At 69.5% G+C, this 20,749-nt stretch carries 22 protein-coding genes; 12 read left to right on the plus strand and 10 right to left on the minus strand.

Features of this window, described 5'->3' with window-relative positions; genetic code table 11:
* Window positions 1-53 precede the first annotated feature (53 nt).
* The gene (locus tag LFM09_RS26945) at window positions 54-1,211 is read left to right on the plus strand and encodes an RNA polymerase sigma factor (protein ID WP_414099347.1); all 1,158 of its coding nucleotides are present in this window, start codon (window positions 54-56) and stop codon (window positions 1,209-1,211) included.
* 42 nt (window positions 1,212-1,253) lie between these two features.
* Here LFM09_RS26945 and LFM09_RS26950 read toward each other — a convergent pair whose 3' ends face one another.
* From LFM09_RS26950 to LFM09_RS26965, 4 genes are all read right to left on the minus strand, one after another.
* A complete protein-coding gene (locus tag LFM09_RS26950) occupies window positions 1,254-1,814 on the minus strand; it encodes a ferritin (protein ID WP_414099349.1) in 561 nt (186 codons plus the stop codon).
* Window positions 1,815-1,924: 110 nt separating this feature from the next.
* Window positions 1,925-3,112 carry an arginine deiminase gene (locus LFM09_RS26955; protein ID WP_414099562.1) on the minus strand — a complete coding sequence of 396 codons (1,188 nt, stop codon included), beginning with the start codon at window positions 3,110-3,112 and terminating at the stop codon, window positions 1,925-1,927.
* A gap of 147 nt (window positions 3,113-3,259) precedes the next feature.
* Entirely contained in the window at window positions 3,260-3,958 is a 699-nt protein-coding gene (locus LFM09_RS26960) for a CPBP family intramembrane glutamic endopeptidase (protein WP_414099563.1), read from the minus strand.
* A gap of 85 nt (window positions 3,959-4,043) precedes the next feature.
* The gene (locus LFM09_RS26965; protein ID WP_414099350.1) at window positions 4,044-4,808 is read right to left on the minus strand and encodes a DUF2470 domain-containing protein; all 765 of its coding nucleotides are present in this window, start codon (window positions 4,806-4,808) and stop codon (window positions 4,044-4,046) included.
* 79 nt (window positions 4,809-4,887) lie between these two features.
* On the opposite strand from LFM09_RS26965, the gene LFM09_RS26970 reads away from it, so the two are divergent.
* Both LFM09_RS26970 and LFM09_RS26975 read left to right on the plus strand, forming a co-directional pair.
* The gene (locus LFM09_RS26970) at window positions 4,888-5,352 is read left to right on the plus strand and encodes a hypothetical protein (RefSeq protein ID WP_414099351.1); all 465 of its coding nucleotides are present in this window, start codon (window positions 4,888-4,890) and stop codon (window positions 5,350-5,352) included.
* Entirely contained in the window at window positions 5,349-5,813 is a 465-nt protein-coding gene (locus tag LFM09_RS26975; protein WP_414099352.1) for a hypothetical protein, read from the plus strand. Before LFM09_RS26970 ends, LFM09_RS26975 begins: the two co-directional genes overlap by 4 nt.
* Here LFM09_RS26975 and LFM09_RS26980 read toward each other — a convergent pair.
* The 4 genes from LFM09_RS26980 to LFM09_RS26995 are packed head-to-tail and all read right to left on the minus strand — an operon-like array spanning window position 5,810 to window position 9,607.
* The gene (locus LFM09_RS26980) at window positions 5,810-6,952 is read right to left on the minus strand and encodes a VWA domain-containing protein (protein WP_414099353.1); all 1,143 of its coding nucleotides are present in this window, start codon (window positions 6,950-6,952) and stop codon (window positions 5,810-5,812) included. The genes LFM09_RS26975 and LFM09_RS26980 overlap by 4 nt on opposite strands.
* The gene (locus LFM09_RS26985; RefSeq protein WP_414099354.1) at window positions 6,949-7,581 is read right to left on the minus strand and encodes an IclR family transcriptional regulator; all 633 of its coding nucleotides are present in this window, start codon (window positions 7,579-7,581) and stop codon (window positions 6,949-6,951) included. The genes LFM09_RS26980 and LFM09_RS26985 overlap by 4 nt, the downstream gene beginning before the upstream one ends.
* On the minus strand, window positions 7,581-8,747 hold the full coding sequence (locus tag LFM09_RS26990) for a fumarylacetoacetate hydrolase family protein (protein ID WP_414099355.1): 1,167 nt from the start codon (window positions 8,745-8,747) through the stop codon (window positions 7,581-7,583). The genes LFM09_RS26985 and LFM09_RS26990 overlap by 1 nt, the downstream gene beginning before the upstream one ends.
* Entirely contained in the window at window positions 8,744-9,607 is an 864-nt protein-coding gene (locus LFM09_RS26995; RefSeq protein ID WP_109630433.1) for a hypothetical protein, read from the minus strand. Before LFM09_RS26995 ends, LFM09_RS26990 begins: the two co-directional genes overlap by 4 nt.
* A gap of 70 nt (window positions 9,608-9,677) precedes the next feature.
* Between LFM09_RS26995 and LFM09_RS27000 the strand changes: the two genes are divergently transcribed.
* The 7 genes from LFM09_RS27000 to LFM09_RS27030 are packed head-to-tail and all read left to right on the plus strand — an operon-like array spanning window position 9,678 to window position 17,506.
* Window positions 9,678-10,850 (plus strand): homogentisate 1,2-dioxygenase, encoded by a 1,173-nt coding sequence (locus tag LFM09_RS27000; protein ID WP_414099356.1) that lies wholly within the window; start codon window positions 9,678-9,680, stop codon window positions 10,848-10,850.
* A gap of 33 nt (window positions 10,851-10,883) precedes the next feature.
* Complete coding sequence (locus tag LFM09_RS27005; RefSeq protein ID WP_414099357.1) at window positions 10,884-12,047, plus strand: SWIM zinc finger family protein; 1,164 nt, start codon at window positions 10,884-10,886, stop codon at window positions 12,045-12,047.
* Window positions 12,044-12,505, plus strand: coding sequence for a hypothetical protein (locus LFM09_RS27010; RefSeq protein WP_414099358.1), 462 nt, complete (start codon window positions 12,044-12,046; stop codon window positions 12,503-12,505). The genes LFM09_RS27005 and LFM09_RS27010 overlap by 4 nt, the downstream gene beginning before the upstream one ends.
* Window positions 12,502-14,082: a DUF5691 domain-containing protein gene (locus LFM09_RS27015; RefSeq protein ID WP_414099359.1), complete on the plus strand. Its 1,581-nt coding sequence runs from the start codon at window positions 12,502-12,504 to the stop codon at window positions 14,080-14,082. Before LFM09_RS27010 ends, LFM09_RS27015 begins: the two co-directional genes overlap by 4 nt.
* Window positions 14,083-14,128: 46 nt before the next feature.
* Complete coding sequence (locus LFM09_RS27020; RefSeq protein WP_414099360.1) at window positions 14,129-15,214, plus strand: ATP-binding protein; 1,086 nt, start codon at window positions 14,129-14,131, stop codon at window positions 15,212-15,214.
* Window positions 15,207-17,333 carry a DUF5682 family protein gene (locus tag LFM09_RS27025; protein ID WP_414099361.1) on the plus strand — a complete coding sequence of 709 codons (2,127 nt, stop codon included), beginning with the start codon at window positions 15,207-15,209 and terminating at the stop codon, window positions 17,331-17,333. The genes LFM09_RS27020 and LFM09_RS27025 overlap by 8 nt, the downstream gene beginning before the upstream one ends.
* 35 nt (window positions 17,334-17,368) lie before the next feature.
* Window positions 17,369-17,506, plus strand: coding sequence for a hypothetical protein (locus LFM09_RS27030; RefSeq protein ID WP_414099362.1), 138 nt, complete (start codon window positions 17,369-17,371; stop codon window positions 17,504-17,506).
* On the opposite strand, the gene LFM09_RS27035 is transcribed toward LFM09_RS27030, so the two are convergent.
* Window positions 17,503-17,853, minus strand: a complete 351-nt coding sequence (locus LFM09_RS27035) for a cupin domain-containing protein (RefSeq protein ID WP_414099363.1) — start codon at window positions 17,851-17,853, stop codon at window positions 17,503-17,505. The two genes, LFM09_RS27030 and LFM09_RS27035, sit on opposite strands and share 4 nt — an antisense overlap.
* A gap of 77 nt (window positions 17,854-17,930) precedes the next feature.
* Between LFM09_RS27035 and LFM09_RS27040 the strand changes: the two genes are divergently transcribed.
* Window positions 17,931-18,380, plus strand: a complete 450-nt coding sequence (locus LFM09_RS27040; protein ID WP_414099364.1) for a MarR family winged helix-turn-helix transcriptional regulator — start codon at window positions 17,931-17,933, stop codon at window positions 18,378-18,380.
* Here the strand turns inward: LFM09_RS27040 and LFM09_RS27045 are convergent, their stop codons facing one another.
* Window positions 18,381-18,959 carry a TMEM165/GDT1 family protein gene (locus LFM09_RS27045; protein WP_414099564.1) on the minus strand — a complete coding sequence of 193 codons (579 nt, stop codon included), beginning with the start codon at window positions 18,957-18,959 and terminating at the stop codon, window positions 18,381-18,383.
* 328 nt (window positions 18,960-19,287) lie between these two features.
* Here LFM09_RS27045 and LFM09_RS27050 point away from each other — a divergent pair, with 328 nt between their 5' ends.
* Window positions 19,288-20,742 carry a cytochrome ubiquinol oxidase subunit I gene (locus LFM09_RS27050; protein ID WP_414099365.1) on the plus strand — a complete coding sequence of 485 codons (1,455 nt, stop codon included), beginning with the start codon at window positions 19,288-19,290 and terminating at the stop codon, window positions 20,740-20,742.
* The last annotated feature ends 7 nt before the right edge of the window (window positions 20,743-20,749 follow it).

Consider the following 20,749-nt stretch of genomic DNA (forward strand, 5'->3'; position numbering starts at 1 on the left):
CCGATCCACGAGTGGCTTGAGGTGCGCCCGTTCTACGGCAACGCGGAGTGAGCGTGGACGAGGCGCTGATCAGGAGTCTCACCCCGAACGTGCTGGGGATCCTCGTCCGCCGCGGAGCCGACTTCGCGGCGGCCGAGGACGCCGTGCAGGACGCTCTGGTCGAGGCGGTTCGCGTGTGGCCTGCCGACCCGCCGCGCGATCCGAAGGGCTGGCTGGTCACCGCGGCGTGGCGCAAGTTCATCGACGCGACCAGAGCCGAGACGTCGCGCAGGAGGCGTGAGGACCTCGTCGACGCCGAACCGGAGCCGGGGCCTGCCGCGGCCTCCGACGACACGCTCCAGCTCTACTTCCTGTGCGCGCACCCGTCTCTCAGACCTTCGTCGGCCGTCGCGCTCACCCTCCGCGCGGTCGGTGGCCTGACCACCCGCCAGATCGCCCAGGCCTACCTGGTGCCGGAGGCGACGATGGCCCAGCGCATCAGCCGGGCCAAGAAGACGGTCAGCGACGTGCGGCTCGACCAGCCCGGCGACGTCGCCACGGTGCTGCGCGTGCTCTACCTCGTCTTCAACGAGGGCTACTCCGGCGAGCTCGACCTCGCCGCCGAGGCCATCCGGCTCACCCGGCAGCTCGCGGGTGCGATCGACCACCCCGAGGTGGCCGGGCTGCTGGCGTTGATGCTGCTGCACCACGCCCGGCGCGCGTCGAGGACCGCTCCCAACGGCAGCCTCGTGCCGTTGGCCGAGCAGGACCGCGGGAAGTGGGACACCGCGCTGATCGCCGAGGGCGTCGAGATCCTGCAGGCCGCGCTGACCCGCGACCGGCTCGGTGAGTTCCAGGCGCAGGCGGCGATCGCGGCACTGCACGCGGACGCGCCGACGGCCGAGGAGACCGACTGGGTGCAGATCGTCGAGTGGTACGACGAGCTCGCGGCGTTGACGGACAGTCCGGTCGTGCGGCTCAACCGCGCGGTGGCCGTGGGCGAGGCGGACGGACCGCGGGCCGGTTTGAAGGCGCTCGCGGAACTGGACGATTCACTGCCGCGCTACTCGGCGGTGGAGGCATACCTCCGCGAACGGGACGGCGACGTGCAAACGGCGGCCCGGCTTTACACCGAAGCGGCCGAAAAATCCTCGAACCTCGCCGAACGGGAATATCTCACCCGCCAGGCGGCGCGACTCAACCGAAAAGGCCCGCCTCACCACAACGGGTGAAGCGGGCCCTGATTTCAGGCACTCAAGCGTGCTAAGGAAGAACTACACCGTGCCACCGGCGGCGGAGGGCGCACCGGCGTCGGAACCCTCGTCGCCCACGGTTTCGCGGGTGAGGAACGTCTCCACGTAGAACATGTTGCCGTCCGCGCGGTCCATGATCGTGAGCAGCGTCTTCATCGAGGAGACCTCCTCGACCTGCTCCTTCAGGAACCACTGCAGGAACTGCTCGCCGATGTAGTCACCCTCCTCGCGGGCGGCCTTGGCCAGCGCCACGATCTGGTCGGTGACCTGCTGCTCCTGGCGCAGCGCGAGGTCGACGAGGTCACGCGGGGCCTTGAACTCGTTGATCGGGTTCTCGGTGCCGGGAATGGAGACCGCGATGTCGTTGTCCATGAGGAACTGCACGATCATCATCGCGTGGTTGCGCTCTTCGAGAGCCTGCTTGTAGAAGTGCGACGCGAGGCGCGGCAGGTCCTCGTTGTCGAACCACACGGCGAGCGCGATGTACTGCTGGGAAGCGGAGAACTCGTTGCCCACCTGAGCCTGCAGCAGCTCGTGGAACTTCGACTTCTTGGAGAGAATCTTCTTCACGTTCGAGGCCATGCGGAGTACGTTAGCTCAAAGCGGTGATCTCCGCATTCCAGGAAAAGCTAACCTTTGTTTGGAAAGGGGAACCAAACAAAGGTTAGGCATTCCTAACGATCACTTGCGATCTAAACCAGGGGTGCGCGGTCAATCGGGCACGACATGCAACGCGGGCCGCCACGGCCGGAGCCGAGCTCGGAACCGGCGATCCGCAGCACCTCGATGCCGGCGGCCTCCAGGCGCTCGTTCGTCTCGACGTTGCGCTCGTACGCCACGACCAGACCGGGGCCGACCGCCAGCGTGTTGTTGCCGTCGTCCCACTGCTCGCGCTCGGCGGTGACCGCGTCGAGGCCGGTGTCGATGACGCGCAGGCGTTCGATGCCCATCGCCTCGGCCGCCGCCTCCAGGAACGGCACGGGGCCGTCGACGCTCACGCCACCGTTGCCGTCGGAACGCACCGGGTACGCGATCAGCGCGTCACTGATGGCCGGGTACATCACCACGGCGTCGCGGTCGACCATCGTGCAGACGGTGTCGAGGTGCATCGTGGCGCGTTCCTGCGCGATCGGCACCGCCAGCACGGTGTGCGCGAGGCCGTCCGCGAGCGCGGAGCGGGCGAACGACTCCGCGCCCGCCGGAGTGGTGCGCTCACCGACGCCGATGGCGATGACGCCCGGCGCGAGCAGCAGCACGTCGCCACCCTCCAGCGGCGCCGAGTGCGCGCCGTACGCGCGGCCCGTGCGGCGGAACCGCGGGTGGTAGGCGTAGATCAGGTCCGTGAGGGTCGTCTCGCGGTCGCGGGCGGGCAGCGCGAGCGACGTGATGGCCACGCGGTCGCCGACCCACACCGACGAGTCGCGGGTGAAGAGCAGGTTCGGCAGCGGGTCGACGGCGAAGTCGATCGGGAGGTGCATCCGGCGCACCAGCGACGCGCCCTCGGCGGCCGGCAGTTCCTCGAACGTCATGCCGGTCATCAGCACCTGCGCGAGCTGCGGTGCGGCCAGCGACGTGAGGTGGCTGCGCAGCGCGTCGGCCAGGTCGATGCCGAGGCGGCGCTCGTTGACGGCGCTGTGGATGCCCGCGATGCGCGCGCGGTTGTCCTCCAGCGCCTGCACCAGCACGTCGGCCAGCAGCAGGACCTCGACGCCCTTGGAGGTCAGCGTCGCGGCGAACGCGTCGTGCTCCTCCTGCGCGCGTCCGACCCACGGCACGCCGTCGAACAGCAGCTGGTCGTTGTTGCGCGGGGTGAGCCTCTTGAGCTCGTTGCCCGGCCGGTGCAGCAGCACCGTGCGCAGCGGGCCGACCTCGCTGTCCACGCGGGGCGCGGCGTCCGGGAGTGCTTCGGTCTCAGCGATCGTGTGCGCAGTCACCGAACGAGCGTAACCCTGAACAGCACAAATCGCCGCTGCCGAGCCTGAAATCGCAACGAATGGTGCGGAATATTCGAATCTACCGTCGAATCATTACGGCAACCAGCTCACTTTGCCACGCAACATTGTGTAGCCGACGAACGCGACAACATCGAGGATCGTGTGGGCGATCACCAACGGCCACAGCCGCCTGGTCCGCTGCCAGTAGAACCCGAACACCAGACCCATGACCAGGTTGCCGACGAACCCGCCGAAGCCCTGGTAGAGGTGGTACGACCCGCGCAGCACGGCCGCCGTGAACAGCGCCGTGTACTGCCGCCACCCGAGCTGCTGCAGCCGCGTGATCAGGTACCCGACGACGAGCACCTCCTCCGCCCACGCGTTGCCGGCGGCGGCGAGGATCAGTGCCGCGCTCATCCACCACGCGTTGTCCAAAGTGGACGGCTGCACGGCGAGGTTCAGCCCGAGCGCCCACGCGGCGAAGTAGAACGCCAGGCCGGGGATGCCGATGACCGCGGCCAAACCCAGCGCGCCGAGCGAGTCCGCGAGCTTGCGCGTCCCGTCGAGCCCGATGACCTTGAGCTTGATCCCGGTGCGCCACAACAGGTACAGGCCGATGCCACCCCACGCGGCGAGCTGCAGCACGCCGAGCAGCTGCGCGATGAGGTCCAGCAGATCGGCGCGCGCCTGCGGGACGTTGATCGCGACCGACTGCTGGTTGAGCGGCGTCGGCTGCAGCAGGCTGTCGATCAGCCGCACGAGGCTGCGCAGGCCGGACAGTCCGAGCGTCATGCTGAAGACGATCAGCAGTTCGAGCTGGTAACCGCGCTTCTCGTCAGCTTTGATCTCCGGGGCAGTCAAGGTCACCCGGCTGACGCTACCTCTGGGAGAGGAACGGGCAGCCCATCAACCTGCGGAGCTCGGCGGCGAGTTCGGTCGGAGTGCTGACCGGCTTGGAGAACGCGATCCGCACGTCGTGGTCGTCGCACTCGGCCTCGACCCGCAGCCGCAGCCCGAACCGGTCGAGCCCGAGCGGCCGCACATGGCCACCCTGCAGCTCCTCCGGCAGGTGCTTGGCGAGCTGACCGACGACGTCGCTGTGCGCGACCTCCAGGTGCCGCAGCCAGTGGTCCTCGTTGCGGCAGAACGGATCCGGCGCCGCGCTCGCGAACTGCTCCGGCCGGATCGACGACGTGCCCTCGGCGTCCGCGATCACCAGCGACGCCGGTGTGAGCCTCAGCACGGAAGCGCCGTGACCGGCGTCCAGCAGCCGGTGGTCCGGCCGCACGTCGGCGACCGCGAGGATCTCGTCGCGCGCCTCCTGGCCGTCCAGCGCGGCGACCCAGCCGGTGAGCCACAGCAGCCCGCGAACCGGTTCACGCAACGGCACCGGTGCCTGGTCGGCGATCTCCAGCATGGCCGTCACCTCGGCGCGCGGGGTCTGCCACAACTGCCCGACCAGCGGGTGTTCGTCGGCGAGCAGCAAGATCGTGGTTCCGCACGGGTGCACGTGGTGGAACAACGGGCTGGTGCGGGATCCGGCCTGAGGAAGAAGTGCGGCGTGACCACCCCGAGCCGCGATCGTGCGGGCGCGCTCGGCGGCGTGCGGCGCCGGCGGGCGCTTGGTCTGGGTGTCGGTCACCGCTCCACCTCCTCGGAAGGTTAGGCAAGCCTAATTTAGCTTCACTCCTGATGGGAAGCGTCACCTGTACGGTTGACAGGTGGTCGTGCCCAACAAGCCGTCCACCGAGGTGACGGCCCTAGACGATCGGTGGACCCGGCACTGTGTCGACCGGGCGAGCCGTCGCGCCCTGATGTGGACCGTTCTCGCCGGTGCGGCCTTCGCGCTCCAGTTCGTGCTGGTACTGCTGTGGTCGTGGTCGTCACCGGTGGCGCTGTTCCTGCTGTTCTTCGCCGCTGCGGTGCTGTGGGTGGTGACCCGTCGCCGTCCGGTGCGTTTACCGGAAGGTGAACCGTGGCATTTCGCCCATGTGCAGTGGGAAGGAGGGCGTCTGATCGTGTTGTCGTCGCCGCAGCTCTTGCTGACTTTGCGCGTCGGTCCCTTCCTGCGCGGACGGATCGCGCGCCATCGCCGCGTGTGGTTCGTGCCGCCGGACTCGGCCGGGAACACCGTGGTCACGTTCCGCGGGGTGCCGCAGCTCATTCCGGCGCGTGTGCAGAGATGATCCCGAAGACCGTTACCGACAACTGGAGCGACACCTGTCTCGCGCGGGCGGATCGTCGCGCTGTGGGGCACATCTTCTTCGCTGTCGCGGTGTTCGGTGTCGTGCTGATGATCGGCTGGCTCTGGTTGACCGTGCTGGCCGTGCCGGTCGTGCTGGAGCTGGCGGCGCCGGGGTTGCGGCACTTCTTCCAGCGGCGCGGCACGGTGCAGCTGATCGAGCGGTTCCCGTGGCGGCCGGTGTCGGTGAACTTCGTGGCCGGGCGGCGGATCGGGCGGCAGGCCTACCTCCGCGTGGACGGCTCGGAGAAGAACCTGCGGCTGCCCGAGTTGCCGGAACGCGCGCGCGTGCTCGTGCGGCACACAGGGCGTGTGTGGATCGCCGGGCCGGATGAGCGTGGACGCGTTGTGGCGATGACGCGAGGGTTGGCGTTCTTGGTGCGTGGGCGGGTTGTCGAGCGTTAACGGCCCGTCGCGATGCCCTCGGACTCCGCCCACTGCGTGAGGTCGTCCTTGCGCAGTGCGGCCGCCAGCAGTTCGGGGAACTTGTCCGGCGTGCAGGCGAACGCGGGGGCGCCCAGCGCGTGCAGCTTGGCCGCCAGCTCGTGGTCGTACGCCGGGGTGCCGGAGTCACTGAGCGCCAACAGGTTCACGACCGTGACGCCGCTTGCGACCAGTTCGCGGACCCGGCGCTGCAGCTCGGTCTCCGAACCGCCTTCGTAGAGGTCGCTGATGATCACGATGACCGTGTCGGTCGGGCGCCGGACCTGGGTCTGCGCGTAGGCGACCGCGCGGTTGATGTCCGTGCCGCCGCCGAGCTGGGCGCTGAACAGCAGGTCCACCGGGTCGTGGAGCTGGTCGGTCAGGTCCGCGACCTCGGTGTCGAACACGACGAGCTTCGTCGAGATCGAGCGGATGCTGGCGAGCGCCGAACCGAGAACCGCCGCGTGCACCAGGGAGTCCGCCATCGAGCCGGACTGGTCGACGAGCAGGATCACGTCCCGCATCGCGGCCGTGCGGCTGCGCCTGCGGTGGCCGATCAGGTCCTCGACGATGACGGTTTTGTGCTGTGGCTGGTAGTTCTTCAGGTTGGCCTTGATCGTCGTCGCCCAGTCGACGTCCTGCAGCTGCGGCCGGTGGGTGCGCTTGGAGCGGTCGACGGCGCCGCGCACCGCCTCGACGAGCCGGTCCGTGAGGCGCTTCTCGATGTCCTCGACCACCTTGCGCACCACGGCTTTCGCGGTGTCGCGGGTGCGGGCCGGGATGGCGCGGGAGAGCTGCAGCAGGGTGCTGACGAGGTTCACGTCCGGTTCGACGGCCTGCAGCAGCTCGGGTTCGAGCAGCAGCTGCTTGAGGCCGAGCTTCTCGACCGCGTCCCGTTGCATGACCTGGACGACGGAGGTGGGGAAGTACTTGCGGACGTCGCCGAGCCAGCGGTGCAGCTGCGGGGAGCTGGCGCCGAGGCCGGCACCACGGTCGCCACCGCCGCCGTAGAGGCCAGTCAGCGCGCCGTCACGCCGTTGGTCGTCGTCTCCGAGCTGTGCCACATCTTCCGCGCTGGGGCCTAACAGGAGCCGCCAACGCCGGAGCCGCTCTTCTGTCATTTGAGGGCTGCCGCCACTTCTTCGGCCGCCCGCACGACGTGTGGGCCGACCACGTCCGCATCGAGCTTCTCAAGCGCGACAACGCCCACGGACGCTCTCAGGCCGGAGACGCCGCGGACCGGTGCCGCGACGCCGTACGCGTTCGGCTGCAGCTCACCGCTCGAGACGACCCAGCTGTCGACGGGTTGCGAGATGGCCTTGCCGGCGGCGCCGCGGTGCAGCGGGTGGCGGGAACCCACCCGGTACGCCACGTGGAAAGCGGTCCACGACGGTTCGACGACGGCGACGGCCTGGGCCTCGCTGCCGTCCGCGACGGTCAGGTGCGCGGTGGCGCCGACCTTCTCCGCGAGCTCGCGCAGCGCGGGGTTGGCGGCCATGCGGAGCTGGGGGAGGACGTTGGACGCGAGTCGCAGGACGCCGAGGCCGAGGCGGACCTTCGAGCCCTCCCGGCGCACGAGACCGCGCGCCTGGAGCGGTACGAGGAGCCGGTAGACCGCGGCCCTGGACGCGCCGATGGCCGTGGCGAGCTCGGAGATCGAAGGTGCCTCCGACTCCGCCTCAGCGACCGCCTGGAGCAGCGCCAGACCCCGTTCCAGGGTCAGCGAGCTCTCCTTCGTCGCTCCGACCATCACGCACTCCGAACTGTGCCCACCACCTCGGCGAGACCCACCACCGAACCACCCTCACCGGGCGCCGTCGCGGTCAGCTTGACCGTGTCGCCGTCCTCCAGGAAGGACCTCGTGGAGCCGTCGTCGAGCTTGAACGGTTCCTTGCCGCCCCAGCTCAGTTCGAGGAACGAGCCGCGCTCGTCCTTCTCCGGTCCCGAGACCGTTCCCGAGGCGAACAGATCACCAGGGCGAACGGTAGCCCCGTTCACGGTCATGTGGGCGAGTTGTTGCACAAACGACCAAGACATCTCCCTGAACGGGGGCCTCGCCACGATCGTGTCGTTCAGCTCGACCGTGATGGTGATGTCCAGGCCCCACGGCTGGTCGCAGGTCAGGTAGTCGTGCAGCTTGTTCGGCAGCGGCGGCGTCGGGACGCGTGCAACTGAGAACGCTTCGAGCGGTGTGATCCAGGCGCCGATCGACGTCGCGAACGACTTGGCCAGGAACGGCCCGAGCGGCTGGTACTCCCACGCCTGGATGTCGCGCGCCGACCAGTCGTTGACCAGGGCGACGCCGAAGACGTGCTCGGCGGCCCTGGACGTGGACACGTTCGCCGCCGGTGGGCCACCGCAGACGAACCCGACCTCGGCCTCGATGTCGAGGCGCTCGGAGGGGCCGAACTTGGGGCTCCCCTCGCTGCTCCGGCGCTGGCCGTTCGGGCGGACGATGTCCGTGCCCGAGACGTACACCGTGCCCGCGCGGCCGTGGTAGCCGATCGGGAGGTGCGTCCAGTTCGGAGTCAGCGGGTCGCCGTCGGGGCGGAACATGCGGCCGACGTTCTCCGCGTGGTGCTTCGAGCTGTAGAAGTCCACGTAGTCGCCGACGGTGAACGGCAGTTTCGCGGACTCGATGCTCGTGAGCTCGGCGCCCTTGGGTGCGGAGGTCGCCGTGACGATCTCCTTGAGCTTGGCCCGCAGGACGCTCCAGACCGGACGGCCGGCCTTCAGCAGCGGGTCCAGCGAGTCTCCCTGGACGTACTCGCTGCACTTGCCCAGCGCGAGGCTCTTGAGCAGCAGAGCCTGGTCGCCCACGCGGACCGCGACGCCCCCGTCGACGACGCCGTAGGGGAGGGTCTGCGGTCCGAACGGCTGGTCTTCGGTGAAGTTCGGGTCGCTGATCCAGCTCACAGCAGTCCAAGCTCCTCGAGGTCGGCGATCGGTTCGGCGAGCGAGCACGAGCCGTAGCTCGCGAAGACGCCGCGGACGGCGTGCGCGGCCTGGTCGCTGAGCGCCTTGGCCTCGGCGGTGAGAGCCTCGGCGTCGGTGCTCGCGAGCGCCTCGCGAACGTCGCGGCCGCTGAGGGACCGCGCCGTGGCCACGAGGAGGTTCAGGAAGCCGTGGTGCGTGAAGTTCTGCTCGTCGGTGTAGCGGACGGCCTTGTGCAGGCCCGCCGTCGCCTTGAACGCGACACCGCCACCGCTGACGACGGACAGGAAGTCCGCGACCTCGTCGACGCTCGGGAAGTTCTCCTGGCTGAGACCACCGCAGCGGAGCTTGGGCCAGCTGCCGTGCTCGATGACGCGTCGGACGCCGTCGAGCCATTCAGGACCGCCGCGGCGGGGTTCGACGACGCGGATGACGTCCTCGGGGACGAACTCCGACACGCGTTCGAGCCACACCTCGTCCACATCGGACGGTGCGGGCATCTCGACCATGCGCAGGGCGAGGAGCTCGCTTCTGCTCTCGACGATGCTCACCGCCTTCGGCACGCCGCCGAGACCCGTGTCGATCACGAGACTCAGTGCGATCGGCTTCGGTGGCTTGACCTTGATCAGCTCAGTGATCAACTCGGCGAGACGGGAGGCCGGGCACAGGAAAAGTCCCATGACGCCAGACCACTCGCCGACCCGTCCGTCCAAGTGGCCACGCACCGCGTCGGGCATCGACGCGTTCCCCGGAGGGAAGAGCGCGGCATCGTCCACAAGCCTCGCGAGCAGGGGCGGAGTACCGCGCGGACCGGGCGCACGGAGTTCGACAGCGCTTGACACGGCTGACACGCTAGCTGGGTATCGGTAAGTGAACAAAGATGTCCGATAGTCGAACGCCTCCGGAGTCGTCATGGCCTACTACCGCCAGGTCGGGGAGATCCCCCGAAAGCGCCACACCCAGTTCCGCAAACCGGACGGTGGGCTCTACGCGGAAGAGCTGATGGGGGTCGAGGGGTTCTCGGCTGATTCGGCCCTGCTCTACCACCGGTACCTGCCGACCGCGATCGTGAACGCGGAGACGGTGAAGGACGAGCGCGGTGTGGTCTCCCCGAACCTGCCGCTGAAGCCTCGGCACTTCAAGACCCAGGACCTGACGTGGGCTTCTGACGAGGTCGACGCGGTGACCGGGCGTCGCAAGTTGTTCGGAAATCCGGACGTGACCATCGGGTTTGTGGTCGCTTCGGTGCCTTCACCCTTGTACCGCAACGCTTTCGGTGACGAGCTGCTGTACGTGCAGTCCGGTGCGGGCGTGATCGAGACGATCTACGGTGCGCTGACCGTGGGCGACGGCGACTACGTCGTGATCCCGACTTCGTGCACTTACCGGGTCGTGCCGTCGTCGCCGATGTCGTTGCTCGTGCTGGAGGCGACGGGGCACATCGGGCCGCCCAAGCGCTATCTGTCCAAGGCGGGCCAGTTCCTGGAGCACTCGCCGTACTGCGAGCGGGACATCCGCGGCCCCGAGGAGCCGTTGCTCGTCGAGGGCACCGATGTCGACGTGCTCGTGCGGCACCGTGCGGGGCTGACTCGCTTCACGTACGCCAACCACCCGTTCGACGTCGTCGGCTGGGACGGCCACCTCTACCCGTGGGCGTTCAACATCCGCGACTTCGAACCGATCACCGGCCGCGTGCACCAGCCGCCGCCCGTGCACCAGACGTTCGAGGGCCCGAACTTCGTCGTGTGCTCGTTCTGCCCGCGCAAGGTCGATTACCACCCGCTGGCCGTGCCCGTGCCGTACAACCACGCGAACGTCGACTCGGACGAGCTGATGTTCTACGTCGGCGGCAACTACGAGGCGCGCAAGGGTTCCGGCATCGGCATCGGCTCGATGTCGCTGCACCCCTCGGGCTGCACGCACGGCCCGCAGCCCGGTGCCGTCGAGGCTTCGCTGGGCGTGGACTACTTCGACGAGACCGCGGTCATGGTCGACACGTTCCGCCCGCTGGAGTTGGGCGAGGCGGCGGAGGCCTGCGAGGACCCGGCCTACGCGTGGACGTGGGCCCGCCGGGGTCCGGCCTGATTTTTGTCAGAGGTCCTCGCTACCTTGATTGTTGTGAGGACACGAGCCGTTCCAACGCGCTGGCAGGGCCTGGGCAAGGCCCTGCCGGTGCTGTGGGGCCTCTACACGGGTTCCGGCTCGGTGCCGTACCGCGTGTGCGTCGACCTGGTCGCCGGCTCCGCGAAGTGCACGTGCCCGTCCCGCAAGTTCCCCTGCAAGCACGCAGTCTCGCTGCAAGAGCTCGACATCCCGGACGCCCTCCCGCCCGACTGGGTGGAGGAGTGGACCACGCGCCGCGCTGCTCGTGAGCTCGACACCTCGCCCGAAGCCGTGGCCCGCCGCGCCCGAGCCCGCGAAAAGACCGCAGCGAACCGCGCCTCCGCGATGTCCTCCGGTATCGACGGCCTGCGCGACTGGCTCCTGGACGTGGCTTCCGCCGGGGTGGCCTCGCTACCGGGCCGCCCAGCCTCCTGGTGGCAGGCCTTCACCGCCCGCATGATCGACGCCCAGGTCCCCGGTGTGGCCGGTGCCGTGGCGGAGATCCAGGAGATCGTGGCCCGCTCAGGCCCGCGCTGGACCTCCGACGTCGCCGACCGCCTGGGTGGCCTGCACCTGCTCTGCGCCGTCCAGCCACGTTCCAGGCTGGGCGTGACCACCCCCGAGGAAACCGTCCGAGCCACACCAGGCGTGACCGACCGCTGGGTGGCCCTCCTCCGCCTGGAAACCGACGACGGCCGCGTCCGCACCGTCCGCCAGTGGTGCTGGGGCCGCCGAACGGGCCGCTGGGTAGTAGCAATCCGCCACTCCGCAGTAGGCGCCCCCGTCCCTCTCCTCCCACACGGCCAGGAGTCCACGGCCCTGGTCCACCCCTACCCGGGCTCCGACCGCGTGGCCCTGGGCGAACTGGAAGCCTCGCGCCCCCCAGACCCGGTCCCGGCCCCCACGTCCTGGCGCTCGGCTCTGGCCTCCCTGGAACCAATGCTGCTGGCCGATCCGTGGCAACGCCTGTTCCCACTCGGCTGCGCCTCAGTCCGCCTGTGCGGCACGTCCCTGGTGGACGGCCAGGGCCACGGCCTCCCGGTACGCGACGACGGAGGCCTCGACATGGCCCTGGCGCTGACCGGCGGCGTCCCCTTCGACGTCTGGGGCCTGTGGGACGGCCACACGGTGCGCATCGGCGCAGTGGCCGTGGACGGCACCCTGGAGGTGGTCACATGACCACCACCCACGCCAGCCGCACCGAGGTCACGCCCTCGCCCGCTCGCCGCGCGCTCGCCGCGCCCACGTGCCCGGCCATGTCCGGGCCGCGCGCAGTCGTCTGCTTTGACAAGACGGTGTCGCCTGATGCTGTTCGCCTCACCAAGATCGCGTCGCCGGAGGTCCACCACCCGACTACGGTCGCTCCGCGCGAGGCCGTCCAGTTCGCCAGGACGGTGTCGCCTGATGCTGTTCGCCCCACCGAGATCGCGTCGCCGGAGGTCCACCACCCGACTACGGTCGCTCCGCGCAGGGCCGTCCAGTTCGCCAGGACGGTGTCGCCCGAAGCCGTCCGCCCCACCGAGACCGCGCCGCCCACGGCCTTCCACCCGACCACGGCCATGCCGTCTGACGCCCCCGCCCTGCCCTCACCGCGCGGCCCGCACCACCCCCATCACGAAACCGGGGTGGCGGCATGAAGGCCGAGTGGTCCAAGACCGTCCAAGACCTCCTGATCGGCACCACCCGAGGCGGCGGCGACCCGACCGAGCTGCTGTCCTCCTGCGCCGCTCTGGGCGTGGCCGCGTTCGGCGCCACCCTCCCGCCCGAGGTCACCGACGACCCGCTCCCGCTCGCCCCGGCCGAACCCGCCGAGCTCCCCAGACCGGCCGCGCGAGCGGTGCTGCAAGCGATCATGAGCCTCGACGACGAGGTCCTGCTGACCGAGTGGTGTGCCCTCGCCAAGGCGAACAACGTCGTCGCCGAACACCGCATGCTTCCCGCCCTGCTGGCCCTGGGCACCGCACGGCCGGGCCTGCGCGCCGCCGTCGTCGAGGTCCTCGGTGCCCGAGGTCGCTGGCTCGCGAACACCCGCCCCGGCTGGTCCTGGGCGAGTGGCGCCACCCCGCTGGTCGACGAGGTTCCGCTCGCCGAGGTCCTCGACCTGCCCAGCGCCCAACGGGTTCGAGCCCTGCGCCGCAAGCGCAAGGCCGACCCGGCCGCGGTCGGCGCGTTCATCGCCGCTGAGTTCGAGAGCTCCCGCCGTTCGGCCGACCGCCAGGTCCTGATCAGCGCCCTCGAAACCGCACTGAGCCCAGCCGACGAGGAGCTCCTCGAAGCGGCTCTCGACGACAAGGCCGCGCCCGTTCACGACGAGGCGCTTCGCCTGCTCCGCAAGCTCCCGACGTCGGCACTGGCCGCCCGCGCCTCGGACCGCCTCGGCCGGGGCCTCTGGCGGACCGACGACGGCTTCGACGTCCAGACCGACGAGCTCTGGACCACCCAGCCCGACCAGGAGGAGCAGCGCGACCTGATGCGCGACGGCTCCGAGAAGGGCGTGGCCGGGCGCATCCGGGCGGCCGCGGCCAGCGTCCCGCCCTCGTACTGGACCGCGCGCCTGCAGACCACCGACGCGAAGGCCGCCGGCATCCTGCGAAGGGGTCCGTGGGCCGGCGCCCTGCTCCGGGGCATCGCCGACCAACTGGCCGCCGCCACCGATCCACGCCCGTGGGCGGTGGCCGCTGCCGAAACCCTGACGGGCATGGAGCAGCTCGAAATGCTCGCGGCGCTGCCCGCGTCCGTGGCCGAGCAGGCCGTCGTCGCCGTCTCGGTCAACTGGCACTACGACCTCCTCGACCACGCCTGCGCCCAGCTCCCGGCCCCGTGGTCGGCCGAGACGACCCGCTCCCTGCTGCACCGCTACGCCGCCCTCCCGGACCCGCGCTGGCGTGCGGGCCGCCCGCCGGCCGTCCTGCTGGCGCGCGGCAACGCCGACCTGCTCGGCGCCAACTGGGAGGGACTCACCCGCCGCTGGCCCGAGAACTCGCTGGAGCTGGAGGTCCTGCGCCTGCGCATCCGCCTGCGCGAGTCGTTCGCCCCGCAGTCGGACACCGCCCCGGAACCCGCCGAACCCGCTGCGGCGCCACCGACCGGTGACCAGTTGCCGAAGCGACCGGCCAGACCCAACGCCACCAGCCCCGTGCCCGGCGCGACCTCGCAGCAGACGCCCGGCACCCAGTCGCCCGTCCCGGCCGACCCCGCGCACGAGCCGCAGTGACCGGACCACCACACTTCGAGGCAAGGCAACACATCCAGGAGGCCCAGTGACCGCCGTGCTCAGGCCGACGGCCGAACAGCAGTACGCCGCCGAGCTGGCAGCCATCGCGGCCCAGGACGACCGCCAGCGGCCGCCCAACTGGAACCTGTCCCCGCAGGCCGTCGTCACCTACGTCCTCGGCGGCACCCTCAGCGACGGCACGGTCATCAGCCCGAAGTACGTCGGTGCGCGCCGCCTGGTCGAGGTCGCGGTCGGCACCCTCGTCACGGACCGCGCGCTTCTGCTCGTGGGCGTCCCCGGCACCGCGAAGTCCTGGCTGTCCGAGCACCTGGCAGCGGCGATCAGTGGCGACTCGACGCTCGTCGTCCAGGGCACCGCCGGCACGAGCGAGGACCAGGTCCGCTACGGCTGGAACTACGCCCGCCTCATCGCCGAAGGTCCCAGCGAACGGGCGATCGTGCCCAGCCCGATCCTCAAAGCAATGCAGAGCGGCGCGGTGGCGCGGGTCGAAGAGCTGACCCGCATGCCGTCCGAGGTCCAGGACTCGTTCATCACGATCCTCAGCGAGAAGTCCCTGCCGGTCCCGGAGCTCAACACGCAGGTTCAGGCGGTGCCGGGCTTCACGGTCATCGCCACGGCCAACGACCGCGACCGCGGGGTGAACCAGATGTCGTCCGCGCTCGCGCGGCGGTTCAACACCGTCGTGCTCCCGCCGCCCGCCACGGAGGACGCCGAGGTCGAGATCGTCGTGACCCGCGCCCAGCAGCTCGGCAAAGCCCTGCAGCTTCCCGCCGAGCCGCCTGCGCTCGACGAGGTGCGCCGGGTCGTGAGGATCTTCCGCGAGCTGCGCAACGGCTCCACTGTGGACGGTCGCACGCAGCTGAAGAAGCCGAGCGGCAGCCTGTCCACGGCCGAGGCGATCTCGGTCATCGCGAACGGCATGGCGCTCGCCGGTCATTTCGGCGACGGCACGCTCGGGGCGGACGAGCTGGCCAGCGGGCTCATCGGCTCGATCATCAAGGACCGCGTGTCGGACGCGACCGTGTGGCAGGAGTACCTAGAGACCGTGCTGAAGGAGCGCGTGGAGTGGCGTGACCTCTACCGAGCCTGCCTGGACGCCAGCGGTGAGTGAGCCGATCCTCCTCGGCATCCGGCACCACGGCCCCGGCTCGGCCCGGATGGTCAAAAGAGCGCTCGAACAGACGCGTCCAGCGCTCATCCTCATCGAAGGCCCACCAGAGGCCGACGCACTCCTCGAACACGTCCACGCCCTCACCCCGCCGGTCGCGATCCTCCTGCACGACGAGGCCGAACCGGAGAACGCCGCCTTCTGGCCGTTCGCCGAGTTCTCGCCGGAGTGGCAGGCGCTCAAGTACGCCAACGAGAACGACGCGAAGGCGCGCTTCTTCGACCTGCCCGCGGCGAGCAGCATCGGTGACGACGGGCCGAGCGGCAACGTGGACCCCATCGGCCTGCTCGCCGAGGCCGCGGGCTTCGACGACCCGGAACGCTGGTGGGAGGACGTGGTCGAGCACAGCGCGACCGACCCGCTGGACCTCGCCAACGCCATCACCGAAGCCATGGTCGCGGTCAGGACCGAATTCGAAGACGAAGTCGGCGAACGCACGCTCAGACGAGAAGCGTTCATGCGCCAGGCAATCCGCAAGGCGCGCAAGGAGACCGACGGCCCGATCGCGATCGTCTGCGGCGCCTGGCACGTGCCGGCACTGCTTCAGAAACCGACGGTCGCGGCGGACACCGCACTGCTCAAGGGCATGCGTCGCCGCAGGATCTCCGGCACCTGGGTCCCGTGGAGCCACGGCCAGCTCGCCGCGGAGAGCGGTTACGGCGCCGGCGTCGACTCCCCGGGCTGGTACGCGCACCTCTGGCAACACCAGCAGGACGTGATCCCCAGGTGGTTCGCGAAAGCCGCCGCCGTCCTCCGAGAGGAAGACCTCCCCGCCTCGACCGCGAGCGCGGTGGAAGCCGTGAGACTCGCGGAAACCCTTGCCGCGCTGAGGGAACGCCCCAGCGCCGGCCTGAGCGAGGTGAGCGAGGCCGCCCTGGCGGTCCTCTGCGGTGGCGACGAGGTCCCGCTCCAACTCGTCCACCGCAAGCTGGTCGTGGGCGAACGCCTCGGCGAAGTCGGCGACAACGTCCCGCGCTCACCTCTGGCCGCAGACCTCCAACGCCTGCAACGAAAACTAAGACTCCCCGCCGACGTCCAGCCCAAGCAGCTCAAGCTGGACCTGCGCAAGGACACCGACCGCGAACGCTCGAAACTCCTGCAACGACTGGAAGTCCTGGGCGTTCCGTGGGGCAAGCCGGACCGCTCGAACTCCCTCGGCACCTTCGCCGAGGTCTGGCAACTGCGCTGGGACCCGATCTTCGCGGTGTCCGTGGCGGTAGCCGCCCGCCACGGCACCACGGTCCACTCAGCGGCCGAGACCGTCCTGACCCAAGCCGCAAAAGATGCGACCCGAGTCGCGGACGCTGCCGCCACCCTGAGCAAATCCGTCGGCTGCGAACTCCCCAAAGCCGTGACCGAGGCCCGCGACGCCCTCGATCGCTGCGCAGCCATGGCCACCGACGCACTGGAACTCCTCGCGGCCCTCCCGGACCTGGCCAGGACGGTCCGCTACGGATCGGTCCGCGGCACCGACCCCGAACTCCTGCGCGTCGCCCTGCACGGCCTCCTGACCCGAGGCGCGGTGGGCCTCCCGCTCGCTTGCCGCAACATCGACGACGAGATCGCCGAACACGCGCTGAGCGTGCTCGACGGCGCCCACGAAGCGACGAGGCTGGCGGCTGACGAAGACCACCAGAAGACCTGGTGGCGAGCCCTCAAAGCCCTCGTCAAGGCGGAAGCCCACGGCCTCCCGACCGGCCGCGCCACCCGCCTCATGTGGGAAGCAGGCGAGCTGACCAGCGACGACGTGGCCGCGCGCCTGCACCGAAGCGTTGCGACGGCGTTCGTCGCCGGCTTCCTCAGGGGCTCGGCGACGCTCCTGGCCGCCGACCCCCGCCTCTTCGGCCTCATCGACGAGTGGCTGAGCGGCCTGCGCGGCGAGTCGTTCGACGACGCGTTGCCGTTGCTCCGCCGCGCCATCACGGACTTCACGCCCGCCGAGCGGCGCCTGCTCGGCGAACGCGTCGTCGCAGGCGAGACCCCTCAGCCGGCCTCCGACGACGAGTGGGACCTGGAGATCGCGGAACGACTGGCCGCCCACGTCCGGAGCCTGCTGGCCTGAGTTTGGGGAACCGGCACAGAGCCGATCCCGAACACGTGACCGCACCGGACGAAGAACGCCTCGCCGAGTCGCAGGAGCTCATCGACGAGGCCAAGAAGATCGCCCGCGACCTCCGCGAGGAGGTCCCGGACACCACGCCGGAGCCTCCCGAAGAGGCATCACCGGCGAACTAGAGAGACCACGGCGGCGTCACCGTCGTCCCGTCGGCCAGCGTGCCGACGATCCCCACCGAGGTCGCCACCAGCACCCGAGCCGGGCCGCCGGTCAGCGACAGCTCGGTGTTGGGCGCAACCACGATCGCGTCACCAGCACCAGCCGTCTGACCCTGGATCGTCACGGACCCGGACAGCACGTAGAAGACCTCCTCCTTCGAGGCGGTGTGCGTCTTCCCGTCGCCACCTTCCGGCACGTCAACGGTCCACAGCGCGATCTCGGTGCTCCCGCGCGAAGGCACGGCGAACGGCCTGAACTCGAACCCGCCGAACTCGAACGGCTCGACGGAATCCCCCGTAACCAGCAAGACAACCTCCGATGTAGTCAACTTGGTTGTCTAACCATAGAATAAGGTCAACCAGGTTGTCTACTCGGGAGAAGAAAATGGACCCGGTGCCGATGCTGCTGGCGATGACCTACCGCGCCATGGGCGACCAGTTCCACGACCGCCTGAAGCAGATCGGCCTGGAACCGCTGCGCCCCGCGCACGGCTACGTCTTCCGGTTCCTCAAGGAGAAACGCGCCACCACCGTCGACATCGGACAGCACCTCGGCGTCACCAAGCAGGCGGCCGCGAAGATCGTCAACGAGCTCGACGAGTGGGGTTACGTCCTGCGGGAACCGCACCCGACGGACAAGCGGGCGCAGTACGTCACGCTGACCACGAAGGGCCGCGACTACCTGAAGTTCGCAGACAGCCTGTGGTCGGACCTCGAGAACGAGATGGCCGAGGCGATCGGGGCGGACAACCTCGACACGATCAAGCAGAGCCTCGCCGCGTACCTGCAGCACGTCTACGGCGAGGACCAGCCGGGCCTGCGTCCGGTCTGGTGATCAGAAGACCTGGACCAGCGCCACCACCGCGAACATCGAGAAGATCACCCCGGCGACCCGCTGGATCCAGTGCGTCGGCAGGCGGCCGGCGAGCTTGCGTCCCACCAGGACGGCCAGCGCCGCAACGGCGACCAACGCCAGCCAGGCGCCGAGCCCGACCATCAACGGCGCCCCGTACCGAGCGGTGATGCCGGCGGTCGCGAGCTGTGAGGCGTCGCCCCACTCGGCCGCGAACAGCACGCCGAACGACGTCAGGGCCGCCCGCCAGAACGGCACCTCGGACTGTGCCCCGGCCTCGTCCTCGGACTCCTCGTCACGAGAGAACCCCTCGCGCAACAGCAGGAACGCACCCACGGCGAACAGCAGGCCGACCACAAGGGACACCACGCGGTCCGGCAACAGCGTCAGAGCCGATCCGAAAGCCGCTGCCACCACGCTCTGCACGGCAAAAGCGGCAACGACACCGGTGAACACCGGCCAGGCGCGGTAGCGCGTGGTCAGCACCAGGGTCGCGACCATGGTCTTGTCGGGGAGCTCGACGAGGAACACCACCGCGAAGGCGGTGATGAACGCGAGCATTGAGGTGGCCAAGAGGTCCTCCACGTCCGAATACGAGCCCGGACGGAGGCGCAACAGACCCCGACCGGGCATGCTGCAGCCCGGCCGGAGGTCTCGTTCGCCCGTACAAGACGGGTGTGGGACCGGATCCACTCGAAGGCGGATCAGTATGTCGATCACCACGCCACCGGCCGACAACTCCGGTGGGAACTACTCCCCTCTGGCAGATGCATCTTAACCGACGCATGTCACCCGACCGGGGTGACTTCGCGCACGGGACCTTGGTCCCGAGCCGGGACGGGACCGTCGTACCTGATAGGGGCCGTGATCCGCCCATACGCTCATCGACGTGGACGTACTCGAACTCGCGCGGTGGCAGTTCGGCATCACCACCGTCTACCACTTCCTGATGGTGCCGCTGACGATCGGCCTGTCGCTGCTGGTGGCAGCGATGCAGACCGCGTGGGTGCGCACGGGCAACGAGCGCTACTACAAGATGACGAAGTTCTGGGGGAAGCTCCTCCTGATCAACTTCGCCATGGGTGTCGTCACGGGCATCGTGCAGGAGTTCCAGTTCGGCATGGCCTGGAGCGCCTACTCGCGGTTCGTGGGTGACGTGTTCGGTGCCCCGCTCGCGATGGAGGGGCTCGTCGCCTTCTTCGTCGAGTCGACGTTCCTCGGCCTGTGGATCTTCGGCTGGGACAAGCTGCCGAAGAAGGTCCACCTCGCCTGCGCCTGGGCGTTCAGCCTCGCCACGATGGCCAGCGCGTACTTCATCCTCGCCGCCAACTCGTGGATGCAGCACCCTGTCGGCATCGTGCTGGACAACGGGCGCCCGCGGCTCACGTCGATCTGGGCGGTGCTCACCAACAACACGACGCTGGCCGCGTTCCCGCACACGATCGCCGGGGCGTTCGCGGTCGCCGCGACGTTCCTCGTCGGCATCGGCGCCTGGCACCTGTGGAAGAAGTCGGACGAGAACGGTGTCTGGCGCAGCTCGCTCAAGCTCGGCACCTGGGTCGGCGTCGTGGCCTTCGCGGTCCTCGCGATCAGCGGTGACGTGCAGGGCAAGCTGATGTTCCAGCAGCAGCCGATGAAGATGGCCGCCGCGGAAGCCCTGTGCCACACCGAGGAGCCCGCCGCGTTCTCGATCTTCGCGATCGGTGACGTCACCAGGCCCGACTGCGAGAACGTCAAGAGCATCACGGTGCCCGCACTGCTGAGCTTCTTGGCGCACAACGACTTCAGCAGCGAGGTAAAGGGAATCCAGGACCTCGTGCCGATGTACCAGGAGAAGTACGGCACCAACTACCCGGTCGACGAACGGCTCGGCGAGCTCAGCGGCAAGCCGATCGACTACGTGCCCGCGCTTCCCGTGACGTACTGGGGCTTCCGCCTGATGATCGGCTTCGGCGCGATCTCGGCCGGCCTGGGCCTCGTGATGCTCTGGCTCACGCGTGGTGGTCGCGTTCCGCGGGGGAAGTGGTTCCCGATCACGGCTCTCGCCGGCATCGCGACGCCGTTCCTCGCCAACAGCTTCGGCTGGATCTTCACCGAGATGGGCCGGCAGCCGTTCGTGGTGGTGCCCAACCCGTCCGGTGTGGACGGTGTGTGGATGTTCACCGCGCAGGCGGTCAGCGCGTCCACACCCGGCGAGATCCTCACCTCGCTGATCGCGCTCACGACGGTGTACGGGGCGCTGGCCTGTGTCGAGATCTACCTCATCCGCAAGTACGTCCGCAGTGGTGTCGCCGGGGTCATGCCCGCGAAAACCGACGACGGCGCGCTGGCGTTCGCGTACTAGGGGAGAA

Origin of the sequence: Lentzea alba, assembly GCF_047445655.1 — a bacterium.
In the GTDB taxonomy this organism is placed as follows: Bacteria; Actinomycetota; Actinomycetes; order Mycobacteriales; family Pseudonocardiaceae; genus Lentzea; species Lentzea alba_A.